The 17,855-nt window shown below is 69.4% G+C and carries 15 protein-coding genes and 1 pseudogene; 8 read left to right on the top strand and 8 right to left on the bottom strand.

Going from position 1 to position 17,855, the window contains the following annotated elements:
* Nucleotides 1–27: 27 nt before the first annotated feature.
* The 3 genes and pseudogenes from HDA44_RS38870 to HDA44_RS12215 all read right to left on the bottom strand — a co-directional run.
* Nucleotides 28–114 (bottom strand): annotated as a pseudogene (locus HDA44_RS38870) (DUF2510 domain-containing protein); the annotation flags it as partial.
* A gap of 171 nt (nt 115–285) precedes the next feature.
* Nucleotides 286–573 carry an Lrp/AsnC family transcriptional regulator gene (locus HDA44_RS12220; protein ID WP_184843443.1) on the bottom strand — a complete coding sequence of 96 codons (288 nt, stop codon included), beginning with the start codon at nt 571–573 and terminating at the stop codon, nt 286–288.
* A 77-nt stretch (nt 574–650) separates the two neighbouring features.
* Entirely contained in the window at nt 651–2,456 is a 1,806-nt protein-coding gene (locus tag HDA44_RS12215) for a DEDD exonuclease domain-containing protein (RefSeq protein ID WP_184833884.1), read from the bottom strand.
* Between the two features lie 183 nt (nt 2,457–2,639).
* Here HDA44_RS12215 and HDA44_RS12210 point away from each other — a divergent pair, with 183 nt between their 5' ends.
* Together HDA44_RS12210 and HDA44_RS12205 are read left to right on the top strand one after the other, a co-directional pair.
* Nucleotides 2,640–3,947: an NYN domain-containing protein gene (locus tag HDA44_RS12210; RefSeq protein WP_184833882.1), complete on the top strand. Its 1,308-nt coding sequence runs from the start codon at nt 2,640–2,642 to the stop codon at nt 3,945–3,947.
* Between the two features lie 179 nt (nt 3,948–4,126).
* Nucleotides 4,127–4,330: a hypothetical protein gene (locus tag HDA44_RS12205; RefSeq protein WP_238352426.1), complete on the top strand. Its 204-nt coding sequence runs from the start codon at nt 4,127–4,129 to the stop codon at nt 4,328–4,330.
* A gap of 160 nt (nt 4,331–4,490) precedes the next feature.
* Here HDA44_RS12205 and HDA44_RS38500 read toward each other — a convergent pair whose 3' ends face one another.
* Complete coding sequence (locus tag HDA44_RS38500; RefSeq protein WP_184833878.1) at nt 4,491–6,752, bottom strand: tetratricopeptide repeat protein; 2,262 nt, start codon at nt 6,750–6,752, stop codon at nt 4,491–4,493.
* A gap of 345 nt (nt 6,753–7,097) precedes the next feature.
* Between HDA44_RS38500 and HDA44_RS38495 the strand changes: the two genes are divergently transcribed.
* From HDA44_RS38495 to HDA44_RS12175, 5 genes are all read left to right on the top strand, one after another.
* Entirely contained in the window at nt 7,098–8,159 is a 1,062-nt protein-coding gene (locus HDA44_RS38495) for an NlpC/P60 family protein (RefSeq protein ID WP_184833876.1), read from the top strand.
* A 97-nt stretch (nt 8,160–8,256) separates the two neighbouring features.
* A complete protein-coding gene (locus HDA44_RS12190) occupies nt 8,257–9,660 on the top strand; it encodes a hypothetical protein (protein ID WP_337905891.1) in 1,404 nt (467 codons plus the stop codon).
* A complete protein-coding gene (locus tag HDA44_RS12185) occupies nt 9,653–10,897 on the top strand; it encodes a M48 family metalloprotease (protein ID WP_184833872.1) in 1,245 nt (414 codons plus the stop codon). The genes HDA44_RS12190 and HDA44_RS12185 overlap by 8 nt, the downstream gene beginning before the upstream one ends.
* Nucleotides 10,894–12,006: a glycosyltransferase gene (locus HDA44_RS12180; RefSeq protein WP_184833870.1), complete on the top strand. Its 1,113-nt coding sequence runs from the start codon at nt 10,894–10,896 to the stop codon at nt 12,004–12,006. Before HDA44_RS12185 ends, HDA44_RS12180 begins: the two co-directional genes overlap by 4 nt.
* Before the next feature lie 193 nt (nt 12,007–12,199).
* On the top strand, nt 12,200–13,354 hold the full coding sequence (locus tag HDA44_RS12175; protein ID WP_184833867.1) for an alanine--tRNA ligase-related protein: 1,155 nt from the start codon (nt 12,200–12,202) through the stop codon (nt 13,352–13,354).
* Nucleotides 13,355–13,444: 90 nt separating this feature from the next.
* Here HDA44_RS12175 and HDA44_RS12170 read toward each other — a convergent pair whose 3' ends face one another.
* From HDA44_RS12170 to HDA44_RS12160, 3 genes are read right to left on the bottom strand one after another with little or no spacing between them, the layout of a single operon-like run.
* Nucleotides 13,445–14,434: an EamA family transporter gene (locus HDA44_RS12170; protein WP_319035692.1), complete on the bottom strand. Its 990-nt coding sequence runs from the start codon at nt 14,432–14,434 to the stop codon at nt 13,445–13,447.
* A gap of 45 nt (nt 14,435–14,479) precedes the next feature.
* Nucleotides 14,480–15,130, bottom strand: coding sequence for a hypothetical protein (locus HDA44_RS12165; RefSeq protein ID WP_184833864.1), 651 nt, complete (start codon nt 15,128–15,130; stop codon nt 14,480–14,482).
* Between the two features lie 26 nt (nt 15,131–15,156).
* The gene (locus HDA44_RS12160; protein WP_202887328.1) at nt 15,157–16,134 is read right to left on the bottom strand and encodes an ArsR/SmtB family transcription factor; all 978 of its coding nucleotides are present in this window, start codon (nt 16,132–16,134) and stop codon (nt 15,157–15,159) included.
* Between the two features lie 67 nt (nt 16,135–16,201).
* On the opposite strand from HDA44_RS12160, the gene HDA44_RS12155 reads away from it, so the two are divergent.
* A complete protein-coding gene (locus HDA44_RS12155) occupies nt 16,202–17,407 on the top strand; it encodes an MFS transporter (protein WP_337905888.1) in 1,206 nt (401 codons plus the stop codon).
* Here HDA44_RS12155 and HDA44_RS12150 read toward each other — a convergent pair.
* A complete protein-coding gene (locus HDA44_RS12150) occupies nt 17,380–17,799 on the bottom strand; it encodes an STAS domain-containing protein (RefSeq protein ID WP_184833862.1) in 420 nt (139 codons plus the stop codon). The two genes, HDA44_RS12155 and HDA44_RS12150, sit on opposite strands and share 28 nt — an antisense overlap.
* Nucleotides 17,800–17,855: the final 56 nt, after the last annotated feature.

Raw genomic sequence — 17,855 nt, 5'->3', positions numbered from 1 at the left:
GGTCAAGGCGGATTCGTGGTCCGTCTTGTTTGTCCACTTCTCGCCGTTCCACCAGCGGATGGTGTGTGGCTGGCCGGTGGGGTCGGGGTACCAGCCGGCGGGTGGGTTCGTCATCCGTGACTCCGCTTCGCCGCCGCCGCACAGGCACCAAGCACGCAGGCACAGGTCTCGCGCACGCGCGCGTGGGGCGTGGCGGGGCGGAGGTGGGCCCGGTCGATCATGGGGTTCACCGTAACGTCAGGTCGTGTCAGGACTCGGGGCAGTGGGATCGGTGCCGGCCGGTCCTCAGGCACCGTCCTCCTGGCCGAGGCTGAAGGCGGCTTCGAGGTCGTGGCTGGAGTACGCGCGGAACGCGATGTGGGTCTCGGTGCTGATCACGCCGGGTACGCGGTTGACGTGCTCGGGGATGACGGTGGCCAGGTCGTCGTGCCGGGCCACCCGGACGAGCGCGATCAGGTCGAGTCCGCCGGTCACGGAGTACACCTCGCTGACGCCGTCGATCGCCGCCACCTGCTCGGCAACCTCGGGAATCCGTGCGACGTCGGCCTTGATGAACACGATCGCGGTGACCATGCCGTCCTCTCCTTGGTACTCGTACTCCTCGACCGCTGAAGCATAGTGCGGCATCGGACTCACGGCGGCGCCTCGGGTCACCCGGCCCGGGCCGGTCCGAGCGGCCGGAGGTGGCGGCGGCGTTCGCCGGGGTGCTGGTGTACGTCGGTGTGCGCGTTCTCGAGCCGGTTCACGTGCCGCCCAGCACCGCCGACCGGGCAGGTCCAGGTGCCGTCCATCTCGACCAGCCGTACGCCGGGCAGCTCGAGCCAGCGCAGGATGAGCTCGATCTCTTCGGGCGACGCGGCGGCGACCGGCCCGATCCCGGGCAGTACGGTCTCGGCCGACGCGCGGAGCATCTCCAGATGCGGGCGTGGGTCGGTACCGCGCGGGCTGAACCCGGCCGCCGCCAGCCGGCCGCGGCGGATCACGTGCAGCTCCCAGCCGCCGTCGTCGGTCCGCCGGGCCGCGCAGATTTCGGCGCACGCGGTCACCGATGCCATCCGCTGCATCCGCGCCGAGCTCCGGACGAACGCGCTCAACCGGTCCCGGTGTACGGCGGCGTCCTCGAACCGCTCGTCCGCCGACAGCAGGTCGATCCGCCGGTCGAGCGCCTCGACGACGGGCGTCGGATCGCCGGTCAGCGCCGCTCGCAGACCGGTGACGAAATCGCCGTACGAGTCCATCGAGATCCGTCCGTCACAGGGCGCGACGCAACGACCCATCTCGGCAAGCACGCACGGCGACAGGCGTGGCGTACGCGACATCCGCGCGGTGCACTGCCGGATCGGGAACGCCTCGTGCAGCGCGGCCATCGCCCGTTCGGCGGTCTTCCGTGAACTGAACGGACCGAGGTACTCGGCCGTGTCGTCGCGCACCTGTTTGACCAGCGACAACCGCGGAAACGGTTCGACCGTGACCTTCAGCCAGTGCTGGCGCTCGGGGAACTTCGACTTCCGGTTGTACCGCGGTTTGTGTTCCGCGATCAGCCGCAGCTCGCGGACCTCGGCCTCCAGTGGCGTACCGCACTCGATGCCGCGGACCGTGGTGGCGATGCCGACCATCTCGCCGATCCGGTTCCTGGTTTCGGAGGCGGTGAAGTACGACCGGACGCGCGTCCGCAGGTCCTTCGACTTGCCGATGTACAGCACTTCGCCGCGATCGTCGGCGAACAGGTACACGCCGGCCGCGTGCGGTAGCGACTCGGCCAGATGCCGCTTGGCCCGGACCGCCGGCGCGACCCGGGACGAGTACGTCTGCAGGTCCTCCAACGTTTGCACGCCCAACGACCCGACCCGCTCGAACAGTCCGTGCAGTACGTCGACGGTGGCGCGCGCGTCGGACAACGCGCGGTGGTTGGGGGTGGTCGTGGTCCGGAACAGCTTCGCCAGCGTGCCGAGTTTGCAGTTCGGCGCCTCGTCCGGAGTGATCACGCGCCGGGCCAGCAGGGCGGTGTCGACGACCGTGAAGTCGGGCCAGTCGTACCCGTGGACGAGGCTCTCGTGTTTCAGGAAGCCCATGTCGAACGGCGCGTTGTGCGCGACCATCACGCACCCGTGCGCGAACTCGAGGAACGCCGGCAGCACCGACTCGATCCGTGGCGAGGAGGCAACCATCCGGTCGGAGATCCCGGTCAGGACGGCGATGAAGGACGGAATCGGCTCGGACGGATTGACCAGGGTCTGGAACTCGGCGACCACCTCACCGGCCCGCACCTTCACCGCGCCGATCTCGGTGATCCCGCCCTCGCCGGGTGGATTGCCGGTCGTCTCCAGGTCGACGACGCAGAACGTGACGTCCCGCAGCAGCGTGCCCAGGTCGTCGAAGCTGTGCTGGACACCGCGGATCGGCGACGGCGAAGGCGCTGCCGAATCCCCGGCCGCCGCGCGCGCTGGGCTGGTCATGGCCACGACGCTAGGAGCCGCCACCGACAATTCCGCAGGTGACACGCCTGCGAGTCGACTAGGCTCTCGGTATGCGTACACAGGCGATCACCGTGAATCAGGGCCGTGGGCCCGTTCGCTGTGGTCTGCGTCACTGGCCCAGCAGCAGCTGCCAGCACGTCGTCCCAGCCGGACTGCGGACCGGTGACTGAGGCCGGCACCGCCGCGAGCTCCGCTGCTACGACTCTGCCTGAACCGGTCCGGCAACGCGTCCTGACCCTTGCCGCGCATGCGCTCGGCCAGCTCCCGGCCACTGACATCCCGGCGCCGCTGCGCCGGTTCGCGAGCTTCGCGCCGGCGAAACGGGCGAAGCTGTCCGCCTCGGTGCTCGGCCCGATCCTGGAGACCGACGAGCACTTCCGCCGGCTGACGGCGTTCGAGGTACGGCGCGAGCACCCGGAGCTCGGCGATGCCGTCGCGGACGGGGTGCCGGTGCCGGCCGCCGACCCGATCGAGGTCGCCGCGCTGGCCTACCTGCTCCGGCCCGACGACTGGGAGCAGCATGTCGCGGCGGCGGCGCAGCTCCCGGTGGAGAATCCGCGCACCGACGAAGGCACGGTCAACCGGCTCGCGGACCAGCTCGACCAGGCTCGTACCGAAACCCGTCAGGTCCGTGAACGGCTTCGTGAACAGGTCAACGAGCTGAAGGCCGAGAACGTCACGCTCCGGCGCAAACTCAACGAGGCGAGGCAACGGATCACCGGCCTGCACTCCGAGGTCGAGCAGCGCACCAAGGAAGCCGAGACCGCCGACGAGCGGGTCGACGCCGCGCGCGCCGAAGTGGAGCGTGAGCTGCGCAGACTCCGCGCCCGCATCACCGAGCTGGAGGCAGTCGAGCACGCGGCGAGGCGGACGGCGGGGCAGGAGCGGGAGCTTGCCTCCACGCGTACGCGGCTGTTGCTCGACACGCTGCTCGAAGCCGCGGGCGGACTGCGCCGTGAGCTGGCGCTGCCGCCCGGGGGAGAGCTCCGTCCGGCCGACACGGTGGCCGGCTCCGAGCCAGACGCGGCTCCCGTCGGGCGTACGGCGCCTGAGGACGATCCGGCTTTGTTCGACGAGTTGCTGGCGCTGCCGCAGGTACACCTGATCATCGACGGCTACAACGTGACCAAGACCGCCTGGCCGAACTCACCTCTGCACTCGCAGCGTCAGCGGCTGGTGACGGCGCTGGGCGCGCTGGTGGCTCAGCGCCGGATCGAAGTCACCGTCGTGTTCGACGGCGCGGAGCTGTCCGGTCCCGTCCAGCTGAACCCACCACGCGGCGTACGGGTGCGCTTCAGCCCGGCCGGTGTGATTGCCGACGACGTCATCCGGCAACTGGTCCGCGCCGAACCTCCCGGCCGCCCGGTCGTGGTCGTGTCGACGGACCGGGGAGTGGCCGACAGCATCATCAAACTCGGCGCCCGCGCGCTCTCGGCCACCAGCCTGATCGCCCGCATCGCCAGGGCCTGATCTCCCGCGTCGCCCGAGCCTGAATCGAGCCTGAACCGATCCTGGGCCGAAGCAGCGTCCAGCAGCCCGGTCGACGAAAACTGTCGGTGGGGGTCTTTAGCGTCCTTCTCAGCCGGATGCAAGTCCGGGTGCTTCCCCACTTGGAGGATGTTGTGCTGATCGACTGCGACGCTTGCGTGATGAGGGGTCCGGGCTGTCAGGACTGTGTCGTCTCGGTGGTGCTGGGGTTCTCGGCCGAACGGGCCGGCACTCTGCACCTCGACGACGACGAGAAGGCGGCCCTGGACGCCCTCGCCGACTCGGGCCTGGTCCCACCGCTCCGCCTCGTCCACGCCGTGAACAGCCTGGACCCAACCACCGATCCCAAGGAACAAACCGGCTGAGACTGCCTCCGAACTGCCGGTCAGCCGCCTGTCACCCGCCGACTCCCGTCAGTAGTTTCGGAGCACAGTGATTCCCACTCCGAGAGAGGGCGACGATGGCCGGCGCTACTGACCCTGACTGCCCCTCCCTGGCGTGGGACTGGGGCTGACAGACGGGCAGTCACTCGCCGGCGCCGTCCTTGTCCAAGTCCTCCAGCGCGGCATGAAGCTCACGCTCGCGCGGATCGCCGAGCTGGGCGGCGAGTTCGGCCGCGGCCCGGTACGCCACCCGCGCCTCGGTGGTCCGGCCGAGCGCGGCGAGGGTCTGCGCCACCGCCTCCTGGGCCGCGAGCTGACCGTTGGCCTCGTTGATTCGCGTGGCCACGGCGAAGGACTTGCGGAAGTGCGCGAGCGCCGACGTCAGGTCGCCGCTCAGCCGGTAGATCTCGCCCAGCGCACCGGTACTCGAGGCCTCGACCATGGGTGCGGACAGTTCGCTACTCATCGCGATCGCGCGTTCGAACGCCGTGCGGGCATCGTCAAGGCGGCCGGACCGCATCGCGGCGTAGCCAAGGTTCAGGGTAGCGATCATCGCCGCGTACCGATCGCCGTCCTCCGCGGCGATCCGCGCGCACTCGTCGAGGTATCTGATCGCGGACTCGTTGTCACCGAGCTCCATCACCAGGACGCCCAGGGCGCTGAGCGCACGCGCGAGCGGCAGCCGGTGGCCATGGGTGCGGGCGATCGATGCGGCGGCGTCGAGGAGCTCGCGGCATCGGTCGAACTGCCGGAGATCCCGGTAGACGAGAGCCGTATCGCGAAGGAGGATGCCTTCGCGCTCCTTGTCGTCGAGCAGTCTGGCTGCCTGCAAGCCGCGATCGTGGGTGGCGAGCCAGGTGGAGTAATGCTTGTACCGCTGGAAATAGTCGATCATCGCCGTCGGCAACTGAGCGGCCTGCCGGTGGTGGCCCGCTCTGAAGGCGAGGTCCACGGCATCGGCGATGTTGGAGAGTTCGTCACCGCACCACTCCATCGCCGACTCCGGCGTCCGGAACTGCTCGACGACGACCCCGGACATCGGCGGATCGACCGGGGTTCTGACCCGAGCTGGGATGAGGCGATGATTGGCCGCGTCGGCGGACTGCAGGTAGTAGTCGAGCGCGCGACGTACGGGCTCGTCGTCACCGTCGGCGCACCTGCGGGCGAACAACTTCACCAGATCGTGCATGGTGAAACGCGTTTCGTTCAGCGGCTGCACCAGGTTGAGGCTGACGAGGTGCCGCAGTTGCGGGACGACGACGTCGGCCGAGGTCGACATTGCCGACGCGACGACCCCGACGCCGAACGTCGTACCGGGCAACAATCCCAGGCGTCCGAACAACACCTTCAGCTCGTCCGGAAGGGGGCGGTAGGACAGTTCGAACGCGGGCAGCACCGAAGCGCCGGGATCGCCGGGCAGCGACAGACTGTCCAGCCGGTCCGTCGCGGCCAGCGCGTCGGCGGCGGTGCGCAAGGTTTGCCGAGGTACGAGTGCGAGGTTGGCTCCGACGACGCGAACTGCCAACGGCAGCCGTCCGCAGAGCGCGATGATGTCGGCGGTCGCCGGCCGATCCGCGTCGACGCGGGTGTTGCCGATCATTCCTCGCAGCAGTTCGCCGGCTTCGGACTCGGACATCGCCTCGAGCTGGATCGGTACGGCGCCGTCGCGGGCGATCAGACCTGGTAGCCGGTCCCGGCTCGTCACGATCGTCCGGCACGTCGCCGAACCGGGCAGCAACGGGCGTACCTGAGCAGCGGATGCCGCGTTGTCGAGGATCACCAGCAGCCGGAGGTCCGCGATCCGCGACCGGAAGCGTGCGGATCGCTCGTCCAGGGTCGTCGGCTGCTCGGCCGGGGGCACCCCCAGGCCGCTGAGCAGCGTGCCGAGCGCATCCACGGGAGCAAGCGGTTCCTGCTCGGGATCGAACCCGCGCAGGTCGATGTACAGCTGGCCGTCCGGGAAACGTGGCGCGACGCCATGGGCCCAGTGCACGGCCAGGGCGGTCTTTCCGGTTCCGCCGATCGCGGAGATCACCGCGGTCCGGGCAGCCGGGGACTCGATCAGCAGTTCGTCCAGCTCGCGTAGCGCGGTGAACCGGCCGGTGAAGTTGGAGACGTCCGCCGGAAGCTGAGAGATGCGCGCCGCGGCCGTCGGGTGTGAGGCGGCCGGGGGATCCGGGAGCGTACCGTCGGCGAGCAGCGCGAGCAGCTGCCTGGTCTCGTCGTCGGTCAGCTCCAGCGCGTCCGCGATCATCCGGATCGACCGGGTTCGCGGTTTCGTGACTCGGCCGGACTCGAGGTCGCGGAGCGACCGGACGGACAGCGCGGCCTTCTCGGCCAGTTCCTCCTGAGTCAGGCCGGACCGCTGCCGGAACCCTTTGACCTGCTGGCCGATCGTGGTCACGTCACCTCTTTCAGAGTTGAAGCGACCCTAATCCACGCTGCGGTCAACCAGCGTTGCGGGTAGTCATGTCAGGACCAGGACGGACGGATCGGTTGCAGCACAGGCGAAACGGGCGTTCGGATCCTGGATCTCTTCGTTAATTTTCGATCAAACCAGAGGGGCGAATTGCACTGGTCACGAAACGGTCACTACTGTTACCTCTCGTTGCCTCAGGGTGTCGGCCGCTCCGGCCGACCGGGCAGCGGCAAGCCGAGGGAGTGATCCGGCGGATCACGCGGACGGAATCGTCCGCGGAAGGCCTGGTCAACGGGGACGGCGCGAGCAGAGGAAGGGACCGACCGGGCTGTGTCCATCGGACGCGTCAACCGCACCAAGGGAATCGCCCTCGCCGCCATCACCAGCACGGCTGTCGCCGCGGGTGTGTTCTTCATCCAGGGAGCGGCCGACGCCGACCCCAAGCCCTCACTGGACCAGGCGAAGAAGCAGGTCGCCGCACTGCAGGAGAAGGCCAGCGCGATCGGTGAGGACGCGAACGACCTGACCGGGCAGATCACCGCCGCGCAGACCAAGGTCAACGCGCTGAAGGCCGGGATCGCCAAGCAGCAGACGCAGGTCGACGGCGTGAAGCGGCAGATCGGCTCCCTCGCGGTGGCCGGCTACCAGACCTCGGGTATCTCGACGACGGCCCAGCTGCTGCTCTCGACGAACCCGGACCAGTTCCTCAGCCAGGCGTCCACCGCCCAGGCCTTCGCCGGCCAGCAGAACTCGGCGCTCCGCCGCTACCAGGTCGCGCAGGGCAAGCTCACCGACCTGCAGGCCAGCGAGCAGACCGAGCTGGCCGCGCTGCAAGCGGTCCAGTCGAAGCAGGACGCGCTGAAGAAGCAGATCCAGGACAACCTGGACGCCGCGCAGAAGGTGCTCGACAAGCTCACCGCCGACGAGCGCAAGCGGCTCGACGAGGAGGCCGCCAAGGAAGCGGAGAAGTCGCGTGCCCAGCGCCCGACCCGCGGTGGCGACCGGACCAGCGAAGACAAGAACCTGCCGAACGTCCCGGCCAGCGGCCGCGCCCAGATCGCGATCAACGCGGCGCTGTCCCAGCTCGGCGACCCGTACGTGTGGGGCGCCTCCGGTCCGAACTCGTACGACTGCTCCGGCCTGACCATGTACGCGTGGGGCAAGGCCGGTGTCTCGCTCTCGCACTCGTCGAAGGCGCAGGCCGGTGAGGGCCGCCGGGTCAGCAGGTCCGACCTGATGCCCGGTGACCTGGTGTTCTTCAACACGCCGATCAGCCATGTCGGCATCTACCTCGGCAACGGCCGGATCGTGCACGCGCCGCGGCCGGGCAAGAGCGTCGAGATCAGTCCGCTGGACGAGAACCCGTACAACACCGCCGTCCGCCCCGGCTGATCCGTACCCTTGGCGTACTCCGCGACTCCGGTGACGTAGGGTCGGTGCAGGCCGGGTGTCACGCCTGACTGGGGCAGGTGAGCAGCGAGGGGCCGAGGTGATCGACGAACAGGGCGACACGGTTCCGTTGCCAGTGGTCCACCAGAACGGCGACTCGGGCGGCGACCCGCCGCGGCCGCCGTTCGCCCCGATCCTGAAGAAGGTCGCCGTCGGCGTCGCGATCTGCCTGGTCGCGGGCGCCGGGTACGTGGGGCTACAGCGGGTAGCCAACGCCCCGGCCGACCCGCACGCCCCGACCGCGCACCAGCCGAGTACGTCCGCCACCCCGGACGAGGCCGAGGCCGGTGTACGACGGGCCGCCCTGGGTGACGCGGTCCTGCAGAAGATGACGGCCGCGGTCGACAATGACGACCGCGGCGAGTTCATGAAAGCGATCGATCCGAAGGGCGCTGACTTCCGGGCCAGCGCGCGGACGATCTTCGCGAACCTGACCACCCTTCCGCTCGGCACGTTCCAGTTGCGCTACGTGAGCGACGACACCGCCGCGCTCACCCCCGAGCGGCAGTCCCAGCTCGGCGGTACGCAGTCGTGGCTGGCGCAGGTCGAGGTCTCCTGGCAACTCGCCGGGTACGACCTGAAGCCCGCCCGCGAGACTCTGCCGGTCACTTTCGTGACGCGTGACGGGACCACGTACGCCGCGTCCTTCTCGGAGCGGTTCGTCGCCGGGCAGCGGCGGCCGGTGTGGGCGCTCGGGCCGATCGAGGTCGCGAAGGGTGACCACAGCCTGGTGATCAGCCTCGACTCCGAAGCGAACGCGAAGACTTACGTCAGCGTCGCCGACAAGGCGGTCGAGTCGGTGTCCAAGGTGTGGGGCCGGGGCTGGCGGCAGAAGGTGGTCGTGTACCTGCCGGCCAAGCAGGCGCAGATGGAGGGCGTCCTCGGCGCCCAGCCGAATACGTACACCCAGATCGCCGCCGTCACGATGGCCGAGCTGGACACGCCTGCCGTCGGCGCGCCGGTACGGATCGTGGCGAACCCGAAGTTGTTCGAGGAGCTCGGCAAGCAGGGCCGCCGGATCGTGCTCACCCATGAGACGACCCACGTCGCGTCGAACGCGACCGCTTCGCCGGTGCCGCTCTGGCTGGCGGAAGGGTTCGCGGACTACGTCGCGTTCACCGCCGTACCCGTCCAGGACGAGTCGGCGGCGAAGGAACTGTTCAAAGCGGTCCGGGCCGGGAAGATGCCGGCCACGCTGCCGACGCCGGAGGCATTCGCGGCGTCGGCGACCGAGCTGCCGCAGGCGTACGAGTCGGCGTGGCTGGCCTGCCGGCTGATCGCGGAGCGTGAAGGGCAGGACAAGCTGGTGAAGTTCTACCGGGCGGTGCACACGTCGAAGAGCGCGACCGGGCTCGCGGACGCGTTCCGGTCGGTGCTGGGGATGACCGAGGCCGAGTTCGTGGTGCAGTGGCAGAAGTACCTGAAGCGGCTTGCCGGTGCCTAAGGCTCCCGGCCGCTGGGCGCCGCGCGTCGCCGGCGGCGTGCTGGCGCTCGCGTTGGTGTTCACGATCGCCGTCACTACCCCGTGGCACCTGATCGACCTGCCGAAACCCGATGCCACCCTGGATTTCTCCGCCGCCCAGATCGCCCGGCAGAACGCGTTCCGGCACGAGATCCTGCCCTGGTCGACCGCATCCTGGGTGATCTCGATCGTGGTCCCGTTGCTGATCGGCTTCACCCCGCTCGGCCGGAAGCTGTACGACCGCCTGGGCATCCGTCCGTGGTTCCTTCGCGCGCTCGTACTGGTCGCGGGGATCGCCCTGATCGCGAACCTGCTGGCCGTGCCGACCGATGTGATGGCGGAGCGGATCAGCCGCAAGTACGGCCTGTCGGTCACCGACTGGCGGCTCTGGGTCTGGGACCGCGGCGTGAACTGGGCGCTGACCGCGCTCGGGGTGTCGGTGCTGGTGGTCATCCTGATGGCGCTGGCGAAACGCTGGAAACAGGGCTGGTGGTTGCCTGGGGCAATCGTCACGGCGCTGCTCGTGCTCGGCGTCTCGTTCGCGTACCCGGTGCTGGTCGAGCCGCGCTTCAACCAGTTCACCTCACTCCCAGCCGGTGCCCTGCGCAACGACTTCATGCAGCTCGCCGAGCGGGACGGCGTACCGGTGAAGGACGTGCTGGTGGCGGACGCGTCGAAACGCACGACCGCCTTGAACGCGTACGTGTCCGGTTTCGGTTCGACCCGTCGCCTGGTCGTGTACGACACGCTGCTGAAGGACGTGCCACCGGCGCAGGTACGCCTCGTGGTCGCGCACGAACTCGGTCACGCGGCCGAGGACGATGTCCTGCACGGGACGCTGATCGGCGTACTCGGCGCGGCGTTCGGCGTGACCTTGCTCCGGTTGTTGCTCGGGGCCCGGATGGGTGATCCGCGCCGGACCGGTACGGTGGTGGCGCTGATCGTGGTTGGCGCGACCCTGGCTGCCCCGGTGCAGAACCTGGTCAGCCGCAAGATCGAGGCCCGGGCCGACTATCACTCGCTCCGGCTGACCAACGATCCGCGGGACTTCGCCGCGATGCAGAAGGACCTGGCCGTCCGGAACATCTCCGGCCTGGACCCGAGCCCCTGGCGGTACTGGATGTTCGCGACCCACCCGACCCCGCCGGAGCGGATCGCGATGGGCCGGGCCTGGGCCCGCGACAACGGTGGCACGATCCCGCCGCTGGCGAAGAAGTGACCGTCCTCGTCGTCACCAACGATTTCCCGCCCCGGCAGGGCGGGATCGAGACCTTCGTCCGCGCACTCTGCGACGAACTGCCCGACGTCGTCGTGTACACGTCGCACGAGCCGGGCGATCGCGCGTACGACGCGACGCTCCCGTTCCCGGTGATCCGCGACCGGGCAACGATGTTGTTGCCGACAGCACGCATCACGCGCCGCGCCGCCCAGTTGCTACGTACGCACAACGCCGACCGGGTCTTGTTCGGCGCGGCCGCGCCGCTCGGGCTGATGGGCCCGGCGCTGCGCCGGGCCGGCGCGCGGCGGATCGTCGCGATGACTCATGGCCACGAGACCTGGTGGGCCGGCGTACCGGGTGCCCGGCGGGCGTTGCGGCGGATCGGCGACGCGGCGGACACCCTCACCACGGTGTCGTCGTGGTGCGCGGAACAGATCACGCCGGCGCTTTCGCCGGCGGCGGCCGCGCGGATGCGGCGGCTCACCCCAGGGGTCGACACGAGCCGGTTCCATCCCGGTTGTGGGGGAGAGCAGATCCGTAAAGGCCTTGGTTTGGAAGGGGTTCCGGTCGCCGTCTGTGTGTCCCGGCTGATCCCGCGGAAGGGTCAGGACACGCTGATCCGGGCCTGGCCGCGGGTGCTCGCGGCGGTGCCGGCGGCGAAGTTGCTCCTGGTCGGTGGCGGGCCGGACCGTGAACGCCTCGAAGGGTTGGCTGCGGGTGTTGCGGAGTCGGTGGTTTTCACCGGAGCGGTCCCGTGGGCGGACATCCCGCCGTACGTCGATGCCGGTGATGTATTCGCGATGCCGTGCCGTACGCGGCGGTTCGGACTGGAGCCGGAGGCGCTCGGCATCGTCACGCTGGAGGCGTCCGCGACCGGGAAGCCGGTGATCATCGGCGACTCCGGCGGTACGCCCGACACGGTCCGCCACGGCGAGACCGGTTACCTGGTCGACCCGTACAACCCGGCGGCCGTCGCGGCGCGGATCATCCAGTTGCTGACCGACCCAGTACACGCGAAGGCCTTGGGTACGACCGGGCGGACCTGGGTCGAGCAGGAGTGGACCTGGACCCGCTCCGGCGCCGTACTGAGAGAACTGCTGGACATTTGATGCCGCCGGTCGTGTACTCTGGCCGACATGCACCGGATGTTCCGACTTGCCGCAGCCGTACGAGCTTCATGCTCTCCGGCTGCCGCTGCCTGACATCCTGAACTTCCCACCGGCGACCGGAAACGGTTCGCCGGTGTTGTTGTTTCCGTAGCCCGGTGGTCTGGTTCCGGTCCGATCTGACAAGGACCAGAACATGACCACCATCAGCAGGCCTTTCATCGACTTCTTCCTCGACCGTGACCACGTTCCGACCACCGGGTCCACGCTCATTCCGCGGCTCGGTGATCCGGTGCTCTTCACCACGTCGGGGATGCATCCACTCACGCCGTACCTCGAAGGCGAACCCCATCCACTCGGACGCAGACTCACCGGCGTGCAGCGATGCCTGCGGACCACCGACCTCGACGAAGTGGGTGATCAGACCCACCTGACCGTGTTCGAGATGCTCGGCTCGTGGTCGCTGGGGGACTACGGCAGCGACCAGACCCTGCGCTGGGGGTACGAGCTGCTCACCACGCGCTTCGGCCTGGACCCGAAGCGGATGTACGTGACCGTCTTCGGCGGTGACGATCAGGTGCCGCTGGACCAGGAATCGCTGCGTACCTGGCAGGAGCTCGGTCTGCCGGTCGAGCTGACCGTCGAGGACAACTGGTGGTCGAACGGCCCGACCGGTCCATGCGGTCCGGACTCGGAAATCTTCGTCTGGACCGGAGAAGGTGAGCCGGAGGGTACGCCGACCACCGACGACCGCTGGGTCGAGGTCTGGAACCACGTGATGATGCGGTACCGCCGGCACGACGACGGTTCATTGGAAGAGCTGACGCAGCAGAACATCGACACCGGGCTAGGTCTGGAACGGCTGACGATGCTGCTCGAGGGCAAGGACTCGGTGTACGAGACGTCGCTGTTCGAGCCGTGGATGCGGACGATTCCGCGGCTGTGGAAGCTGGACGAGCGATCTCGGCGGATCGTCATCGACCACCTGCGCTCCAGCATCGTGATCGTCGGCGACGGCGTGCACCCGTCGAACACCGGCCGCGGGTACGTGTTGCGCCGGCTGATCCGCCGGATGCTCACCATCCTGTGGCGCGACGACGAGTCCCGGTCACTGGCGGACCTGCCGACCGAACTGTTCGAGCACACCCTGAACCACTTCCACCAGGGCGAGACGGTGACGCTGGTCCGGCGCATCCTGATCGACGAGGAGATCCGGTTCAGCAACCTGCTTGACCGCGGCCGGAAGGTCCTCAGCCACGAACGGTTCCACAAGTCCCTCGACGAGACCGACTACGAGTACCTGCACGACACGCACGGCCTGCCGCGCGAGCTGGTCGACTCACTCCGGTGACCGCTGGTGTACCGAAGGACGGGTACTGGTGCCACCGCCGGCTTGCTTGTCGGCCGGGCGCGGCGGAGATCCAAGCCGGCGCGGTGACCACTACCCGTTCTTCGGTACGGGCCCGACGCCGGCCGGGTCGAGGAGATCGGCCGGGGGAGTGACCGGGATCTCCGGCGGGGCGACCTTGCCGACCGACGACTGGGCGACGAAGGCGCCGACCAGGACGATCGCGCCGCCGATGATCTGGTTGGTACGCAAGGTCTCGCCGAGCAGGATCAGCGCGAACACGCAGGCGGCGACCACCTCGACGTACGCCACCGCGCCCGCGATCGGCGCCGACAGACGCTGCACGGCGGCCGCGCCGGCCAGGTACGCGACGACCGTGCTGACCAGGATCAGCCACGCGGCCATCATCCAGCCGGGCGCGTGCCGGTGGCCGATCGCGATCGTGTCGGCGAGCACGTGCCACGGCGTGCTCCACGGCGCCGCGATGAAGGTCAGTACGAGGGCGCCGACCACGCTGCCGGCCGCGGTCATCACCAGTGGATCGGCGGCACCGGTCAGCTTGTCGATCAGGATGAAGTACGTCGCCTGGCAGGCGGCCGCGCCGAGTCCGGCGAGCAGGCCGATCGGGTCGATCTGCAGCCCGGACCAGATCTCGGCAACCGTCGCCAGCCCGACCACGGCGATGCTCACCCCGATCGCGGCCGATCGCGGTACGGCGACCTTGGAACCGAACTTCAGCCAGGCCACCACCAGCACCGGCCCGGAGAATTCGAGCATCAGCGCGACTCCGACCGGCAGCCGGCTGGCCGCGACGAAGAACAGCGTCTGGCACCCGGCGATCCCGGTCAGGCCGTACAGCACCAGTGCCTTCCAGGACGTCCGGGCGGCGCGCAGACCGGCCCGGCCGCGGAACACGAGGACGAGCGGCACGAGCACGACGGCGGCGCCGAGAATGCGGACCCAGGCCGCCTGTTGCGGGCTGAAGCCGGCCGCGATCAGAGCCTTGGCGAACGGGCCGGAGCCGCCGAACGTGACCGCGGAAAAGATCGCGAACGCCAGCCCCACCGATTTCGTGCTGTACACGGGCATAACGGTCTCATGCCCATTACATGGCTGTCGAGGGAGATCTCAGAGCACGTTGATCGCGCGGGCCGCGATGACCGCGACGGTGAGCAGCGCGATCGCCGATTCGATCCCCATCAGCGTCTTCGTCCGGGCCGTCAGCGGCATCGTGTCGGTCGGGCTGAAGGCGGTCGCGTTGGTGAACGACACGTACAGGTAGTCGGTGAATCCGGGCAGCCAGCCCTTCCAGCCGTCCAGGTCGACGGTCATCTGCGGGAACAGCAGATCGGCCCGCTCGGCCTCCCGTTCGTGCTCGGGCGCGCGGGCGAACGGCCCGCCGCGGTCGATCTCCCAGAGCCAGACCGCGAACGCGACCACGTTCGTCACCCAGATCAGCAGGGCGCTCTTCACCAGCACCGCGCCCTGGTTCGCGTCGCCGTGGTTCAGGAAGAAGATCATCCCGGCCAGGTAGTACGCGTTCACCGCGACCAGTACGGCGACCAGGACCAGCGCGACCCACCGCAGCCACGGTTCGTCCCGGCGCAGGTGGAACGGGTTCATCCAGATCAGCGGGATCAGCAGCAGCAGACCGAGCGTCGGCATCAGCCAGCGCGGCAGCGCGTTCACCTGGGTCGGCACCAGCAGTTGCAGGATCAGGACCGCGATCACGGCCACCGAGGCCGGCCACCGCCGGGTATGCCGCGTATGCGTCTTCACCACAGCATTCTGACGCCGATCCGGCGTCAGCCGACGGATGCGTCGACGACGGCCTGTCCCACCTCGGTACGGCGGTAGTGCACCTGATGCCCGGTACGCCGCCGCGTCGCGAGGCCGGCGTCCGACAGCGCGGAGAGATGTTCCGCGACGGTGGCCAGCGCCAGGCCGTACTGGGCCGCGAGCGCACTGGTCGTCGCGGGCGGATCGAGCGCGACCAGGAGCGTCGCGCGCGTACGCCCGAGGAGGCGCGCCAACGGGTCCGGAGGAGCGGGCGCGTCGGACCAGAGCCGGGCCGCGCCGCGGGCCGGGTAGACGAGCGTCGGGTGGTACGCGGGGTCCGCGACGATCACGAGGTACGGCCAGGCGAAGACACCCGGTACGAGCAGCAGGCCCTGCCCGGTCAGATCACGGTCCTCGGAGCGGTACCTGGTGGCGATCAGGCGGTCGTCCTCCCAAGCCAGCGCCGGGTGCAGATCATCGAAGAGCCCGGCCAGGCCGCCGTCGGTGAGCTGCTGACCGCGGTACGCGATGTCGTCCTCGAGTACGCGGCTGATCAACGGCCAGTCCGGCCGGATCAGCGTTTCCCAGGCGCTCTCGATCTCGTCCGCCAACCGTTCCCGGGCCCCGGCCAGGTCGGTCAGCATCTTGTTGATGATCGGCGCGCCGGGGTTCTTCAGGTCGTCGCGCGACCGGATCAGCTCGGTCCGTACCCGCTCCAGCGGCGTACTGCGTACGCGCGCGATCTCGGTGCCGAACTTTGCCCGCGACGCCTTCGGAGGTGGGGTCAGAAAGTCCGGGGTGAAGCCGACCCGCGGCTGCACCGCCTTCAGCCCGCGCAGGTCGAGGGTCGCCGCGGCTTCCCGGCGGGCGTCGATCCAGTCGCGGTACAGCGCCCGGTGCCGCGAGCCCTGCAGGACCCGGACCGCGGACATCGTCTCCCACAACGGCGACGCGCCGAACCGGCAGCGCAGCGCGTCCGCCTGGGTGAACCGGAGCACGCTCATCGACAGGAACTTTCGGCCACAACCAAAACTTTACGCCGCCGCGACCCCGGTGCCGCAGGCTCACGCCGTGAGGTCCTACGGAGCCGTACTCAGCCTGCCCGGCATGCGGGCCGTCTTCGCCGCCCACGCCGTGTCGATGCTCGGGACGATCGGCGCGGAGGTGGCGCTCTCGATCCTGATCTTCGAGCGGACCGGGTCGCCGCTGCTGTCGGCGCTGGTGCTGGTCTGCTCGTTTCTGCCGTACGCGATCGGTGGCACGCTGTTCTCGTCGTTCGCCGACCGGTTTCCGGCCCGCCGGGTGCTGGTCACGTGCAACCTGCTGAGCGCGACCGGCGTGGCCGCGATGCTGGTACCGGGGATGCCGGTGGCCGGGCTGCTCGGGTTGCTGCTCTGCATCGGGATGATCGCGCCGATCTTCGCCGGCGCCCGGGCCGCGAGCCTCGCCTACCTGTTGCCGGCGGAGCTGTTCCCGGTCGGCAGATCGTTGCTGCGGGCAATCGGTCAGACGGCCGTCCTGACCGGGTTCGCGGCCGGCGGGATCGCGGTCGCGGCGATCGGCGCGAAGTCACTGCTGGTGGTCGAGGTGGTCACGTTCCTGTTGTCGGCGGTGCTGATCGGCACCGGTACGCCGCGGACGCCGGCGGGGGAGCGCACCGGCAACGCGGTCCGCGACTCGTGGACCGGGATCAAGTACCTGTTCGCCGATCGGAGGCTCCGCAACCTGATTCTGCTGACCTGGGTGGCGCCGGCGTTCTCGTCCCTTCCGGACGGGCTCGCGGTGGCGTACACGGCTCAGGTCGGTACGGCGGCCGCCGCGGCCGGTGCGATGTTCACCGGATACGCGGTCGGCGGTGTACTCGGCGAGCTCGTCGTCGCACGGTTCACCCCTTCCGTGCGGCGACGGCTCGTCGTCCCGTTCCTGATCGCGAGTCAGCTGCCGGCGATCGCGTTCCTGGCCGAGCCGCCGATCCCGGTCGCCGCGTGCCTGCTCGCGGTGTCCGGCGCCGGGTATGCGTTCAACCAGGGCATTGATCCGCTGATTCTGGAGGCGGTTGAGCCGTCGCGGCGCGGTCGGCTGTTCACCGTACAAAGCAGTGGTCTGATGGCGATCCAAGGTGTCAGCATCGCGCTCGGCGGGGTGGTCGGTTCTTTCATCGCGCCGAACCTGACCATCGCCGCCGCCGGTGTGCTCGGCACGATCACGACGCTGCTGATCGCCCGCCGAGCCCTCGCGACCGAGACCCGTCAGCCGCTGACGGAGGCCCTCCGGTAGGACGGCAAGGCATCGGCGAGCGTTACGTAGTGGTCCAGCGGGCGGTTGCTGCCGGTGCTCCGGATCAGGTCGGCGAGCCATTGGCCGGCGCCGGAAGCGCGGAGCCAGCCGCCTTGTTCGACGGCCAGGTCGTGGGCGTCGGCGAGTACGTCGAGGCCGCCCGAGTCCATGCCGGTGATGCGGCGCAGGTCGACGACGACCCGGGGCAGTTTGGTGGTGATCACATGCCGCAACTCGTCGGCGAGCGTGGGCAGCGTGGCGACGTCGATCGCGCCGGCCATGCGGATGACCGCGCAGTCGCCGACCGCGCTCCAACTGCAGACGAAGGCCGGCCCGGCGGCCCGCGGCGGGCGAGCGGAGCTGACCACCTGAGGTCCTGGAGATGGCTTCATGTCCTGACCTGTACCCGGCACCTAACCCGCCGCCACCCGGCACCTAACCCGGCGCG

Origin of the sequence: Kribbella solani (assembly GCF_014205295.1) — a bacterium.
Classification (GTDB): Bacteria; Actinomycetota; Actinomycetes; order Propionibacteriales; family Kribbellaceae; genus Kribbella; species Kribbella solani.
Note: the sequence above shows the minus strand (reverse complement) of the source record. Positions and strands in the feature narration are given on the sequence as shown.